Annotated in this window: 5 protein-coding genes and 1 pseudogene; all 6 read right to left on the reverse strand. The window is 52.1% G+C overall.

The genetic code is table 11. From position 1 onward, the window contains the following. The coding region (locus NCN04_RS08655) for a F0F1 ATP synthase subunit gamma (RefSeq protein WP_048347153.1) at positions 1-951 on the reverse strand (951 nt) is incomplete at its 3' end. 11 nt (positions 952-962) lie between these two features. Then, positions 963-2,483: a F0F1 ATP synthase subunit alpha gene (gene atpA, locus NCN04_RS08660; RefSeq protein WP_048347154.1), complete on the reverse strand. Its 1,521-nt coding sequence runs from the start codon at positions 2,481-2,483 to the stop codon at positions 963-965. Positions 2,484-2,542: 59 nt separating this feature from the next. After that, positions 2,543-3,091 (reverse strand): ATP synthase F1 subunit delta, encoded by a 549-nt coding sequence (gene atpH, locus NCN04_RS08665; RefSeq protein ID WP_048347155.1) that lies wholly within the window; start codon positions 3,089-3,091, stop codon positions 2,543-2,545. Then, entirely contained in the window at positions 3,092-3,613 is a 522-nt protein-coding gene (locus NCN04_RS08670) for a F0F1 ATP synthase subunit B (protein ID WP_250395822.1), read from the reverse strand. After that, positions 3,613-4,077 (reverse strand): F0F1 ATP synthase subunit B', encoded by a 465-nt coding sequence (locus tag NCN04_RS08675; protein WP_048347157.1) that lies wholly within the window; start codon positions 4,075-4,077, stop codon positions 3,613-3,615. The genes NCN04_RS08670 and NCN04_RS08675 overlap by 1 nt, the downstream gene beginning before the upstream one ends. A gap of 89 nt (positions 4,078-4,166) precedes the next feature. After that, positions 4,167-4,250: pseudogene (locus NCN04_RS08680) on the reverse strand (ATP F0F1 synthase subunit C); the annotation flags it as partial.

Here is a 4,250-nt window from a genome sequence, read left to right on the forward strand (position 1 = left end):
GGCTCCTGCAGCAGCTGAGCCACCAACCACTTCCAGGATTTCCTGGGTAATGGCTGCCTGACGCGCCTTGTTGTAGTCAAGGGTGAGCGTCTTAGCCAACTCCTTGGCATTGTCACTTGCATTGTTCATTGCAGTCATGCGACTTGCAAGCTCGGATGCTGCCGATTCCTGGAGCGAACGCAGGAGTTGATTTTGTAGGTACAAAGGCAACAACGCATTCAACAACTGATCAGGACTTTGCTCAAAAACGATGTCTGAAGGCAAAGCAGGCTGTGCATTGTCAGGTGCACTTCCTGCTTCCACAGATAGGCGACCTTCTTTTGTGGTGAGTCTGAAGATTTCATCCTCTGCCTCAGCAATCCCTTGGGGGTCTAGAGGCAGAAGCGTTTGAACCACCGGCTTGCAGCTCACCAAATTGATGAACTTAGTGAAGATGATCTCAACACGATCTGAAGTCTCAGACAGAAACTCAGCAAAAATTTCGCTAGCTATGGAACCAGCTTCATCAGCAGTAGGTACCTGCTCCAAGCCTGTAAAAGTAGCTTGAATTGGATAATTACGGTTGGTGAAATAGCTGATTGCTTTGCGTCCAATCAACACAAGAGCAACTTTGTAACCCTGGCTTTGAAGCTCAGCGAAACGTTTCTCTGTGCGCTTGATGATATTGGAGTTGTAACCACCACAAAGACCACGATCGCCAGTGACGGCCATCAAGGTGATGGTTTGAACAGCTCGCTGCTCCAGCAGAGGAGCATCAGCATCTTCAAAGCGCATGCGCGATTGGAGATTCTCGAGAAGACGTGCGAGCCGATCGGCAAACGGACGGCTACGCAGTACTTGTTCTTGGGCGCGACGAACTTTGGCCGCAGCCACGAGGCGCATGGCCTCAGTGATCTTGCGGGTGTTCTTGACCGATTTAATCCGGTCCCGGATCTCTTTGAGATTTGCCATGGCTTAAGCCCTCAGTTGGCGGAGGCCAGCATGGTGGACACAACTTCAGCAATCGCCTCTTTGAGAGTGGTCTCAGCTTCAGGGCTCAAGACCTTCTCGTTTTGGATTTTGCTGATGAACTCAGGCTTATTGCTCTTGAGGTACTCACGCAACTCGCGGGAGAACTGAACAACCTCTTCAACAGGAACATCATCAATCAGGCCTTTGACACCTGCATAAACAATCGCCACCTGCTCAGCCAAAATCAATGGACTGAACTGAGGCTGCTTCAGAAGCTCACGAAGACGCTTGCCTCGGCTGAGCTGCTGCTGTGTAGCGGCATCAAGATCGGAAGCAAATTGAGAGAATGCAGCCAGTTCATCAAACTGAGCCAATTCAAGCTTCAAGGTGCCTGCAATCTTCTTGATCGCCTTGGTCTGGGCTGCACCGCCAACACGACTCACAGAGATACCAACGTTGATCGCAGGCCGTAAGCCGGAGTTGAACAAGTCAGAACTGAGGAAGACCTGACCATCCGTGATCGAAATCACGTTGGTTGGGATGTAAGCAGACACGTCACCGGCCTGGGTCTCGATGATCGGAAGGGCGGTCATCGAACCTTTGCCCATAGCGTCAGAGAGCTTTGCAGCACGCTCAAGCAAACGGCTGTGGCAATAGAACACGTCACCGGGATATGCCTCACGACCGGGCGGACGACGCAGAAGCAATGACATCTGGCGGTAGGCCTGAGCTTGCTTGGTCAAATCGTCATAGATGACCAAAGTTGCCTTGCCTTTGTACATGAAGTACTCAGCAATCGAGGCTCCTGTGTAGGGAGCCAGGTACTGAAGGGCCGCAGGTTCTGAGGCGTTTGCTGCCACCACCACGGTGTAATCAAGAGCACCACGCTCGCGCAGCACTTCCGTGACCTGGGCAACAGACGCTGCTTTCTGTCCGATCGCAACGTAGACACAGACAACATCCTGATCAGCCTGGTTCAGGATCGTGTCAATACAAATAGCTGTCTTACCGGTTTGACGGTCACCAATGATCAGCTCCCGCTGACCACGCCCAATTGGAATCATGGCGTCAATAGCCGTAATGCCTGTCTGCATTGGCTCATGCACAGACTTACGTTGAATGATTCCGGGAGCTGGAGACTCAATCAATCGGGATTCAGTCGTCGCGAGGTCACCCTTGCCGTCGATTGCAACACCGAGTGGATTAACCACGCGTCCAAGCATGGCGTCACCAACGGGAACGGAAGCAATCTTGCCTGTCGCTCGGACGGTGCTTCCTTCCTGAATTCCAAGGCCCTCGCCCATCAGCACAACGCCGACGTTGTCATCTTCGAGGTTGAGGGCAATCCCTTCGGTGCCGTCTTCGAACTCAACCAGCTCACCAGCCATCACCTGCTGAAGGCCATATACACGGGCAATACCGTCACCAACTTGCAGGACGGTGCCGACGTTGCTGACCGATACGGACTTGTCATAGTCCTCGATCTGCTGCTTAAGAATGGCGCTGATCTCGTCGGGTCTGATGGAAACCATGGCGGGAAAACCCAGGGGCGGGTGGTGAGTGGAAGGGCGAGATGAAGGGGTGGCTTAGCTCAGCTCGCCTTAGCGAGTGCAAGACCAAGGCGTCGAACCTGACCGGAGAGGCTGGCATCGATCACCTGAGAACCGAGGTTGACGACAAAGCCACCAATCAACGATGGATCGACCTTGAGATCGATTTCAACAGCATTGGTTCCAGCCATTGACTGGACTTTGGTGGTCAATGCGGCCTGCTGTTCTTCTGAGAGCGGTTGAGCAGCGCGAACATGCGCTAGAGCAATATTCCGAGACTCCCGATAGAGTTCGAGATAGCGCAAAAGCACCGCTTCAAGGGCCGGAAGTCGTTGGCGATCAGCCAAAACCTTGAGCAAGTTCATCAGAGAAGGAGTGACTTGCTCTGAAAGAAGACTGGTTAAAGCTTTCTTCTTTGCCTCTGGTTCGAGAACAGGAGATGTCATCGCATCACGAAGAGGCTCTGAACTCTCCCAAGCAGAAAGAAGGGCCTTGCACTGATTGGCGACTTCTTCGGATTCCTGACGGACGTCAGTGACCTGAAGAAGAGCGTCAGCGTAAGGAGTTGCTAGAGAATTTAAAAGAGGCATTTAGACGTCCTCCAAGTTAGAGATAGAGGAGTCGATCAGCTTGGCTTGAGCCTTGCTGTCAAGGCGTTTGGGCAGTTCAGCCAAAGCCTTGTCAATCGCGGAAAGAGCCGCTTCACGACGGAGCTGCTCAGTGAGACGAGCACCTTCTGCAGTGAGATCAGCCAAGGCGTCTTGCTTGAGGGCAGCCATGGCCTGAATCGTTCGCTTTTCACCGTCAGCGCGAATAGCTTCAGCGCGAGATTTGCCGTCTAGACGGATTTTTTCAGCCTTTTGTTGGGCTGCCGAAAGCTCTTCTTGAGCTTTAGAGAGTTCAACTGTGGCCGTCTTCAAACGCTTTTCAGCATCTTGAAGATCCTTAAGGATGGCTTCGCGTCTGCGCTCGAGCATCCCCCCCAGAAATCCTTTCAAAAACCAATACAAAACACCGATCACGATGACCAGGTTGATCAGATTAGTTTCAAAAAGATTGAGGTTGATTCCGAATCCACCCTCAGCAGCAATTAAAGGAAATAAAAGAGTCATCATGCAGCTAGCAGTCGTTGAATGATCTGTGAGCTGAGTTGATCAACCTGAGCCATCAACTTTGCTTGTGCAGATTCACGTTGAGACTCAATTTCTTTACGAGCCTGTTCTCGAGTGCGATTGGCTTCAGTTTCCGCAGCAGCTAACGCCTCGCGGTAAAGAGAATCAACTTCCGTTTCTGCATCAACAATGGCTGACTGTGCAGCTTGTCTAGCGCCTCGTAGTTGATCTTGAAGGTCGGACTCGAGTCGTCGCACTTGCTCAAGCTTTTGCTTGGCATCAGCACGACTCGTATTGATATATCCCTCACGATCTTCCACGACCTTGCCAACCGGCCGGAAGAACAGAGAATTGAGCAGAAAGGTTAGGAGAACCACCTGAAAAGCCATTAAAGGCAAGGTGGCATCGAGGTCAAAAAGACCTCCCTCCGGAACCGCCGCTTCAGCGAACAGAAGCCAGGTCATGGAAGAGGTGAGCTGGAGAGGAGCGAGAAATTACGAAGAGAGTTAGAGGGGGAGCGACCCTACAAAAAAGGACGGCCCCCAACTCTGCATCATGCGAATGGGTTGGCGAACAGAAGCACCAGGGCCACCACAAGGCCGTAGATCGTCAGAGACTCCATGAATGCCAGAGAGAG

The organism is Synechococcus sp. MU1655 (assembly GCF_023630655.1).
Taxonomy (GTDB): domain Bacteria; phylum Cyanobacteriota; class Cyanobacteriia; order PCC-6307; family Cyanobiaceae; genus Synechococcus_C.

Excerpts from the sequence above, each read along its gene's own strand:
- atpA (WP_048347154.1), bottom strand. The coding sequence starts at position 2,483 with ATGGTTTCCATCAGACCCGACGAGATCAGCGCCATTCTTAAGCAGCAG.
- atpH (WP_048347155.1), bottom strand. The coding sequence starts at position 3,091 with ATGCCTCTTTTAAATTCTCTAGCAACTCCTTACGCTGACGCTCTTCTT.
- NCN04_RS08670 (WP_250395822.1), bottom strand. The coding sequence starts at position 3,613 with ATGACTCTTTTATTTCCTTTAATTGCTGCTGAGGGTGGATTCGGAATC.
- NCN04_RS08675 (WP_048347157.1), bottom strand. The coding sequence starts at position 4,077 with ATGACCTGGCTTCTGTTCGCTGAAGCGGCGGTTCCGGAGGGAGGTCTT.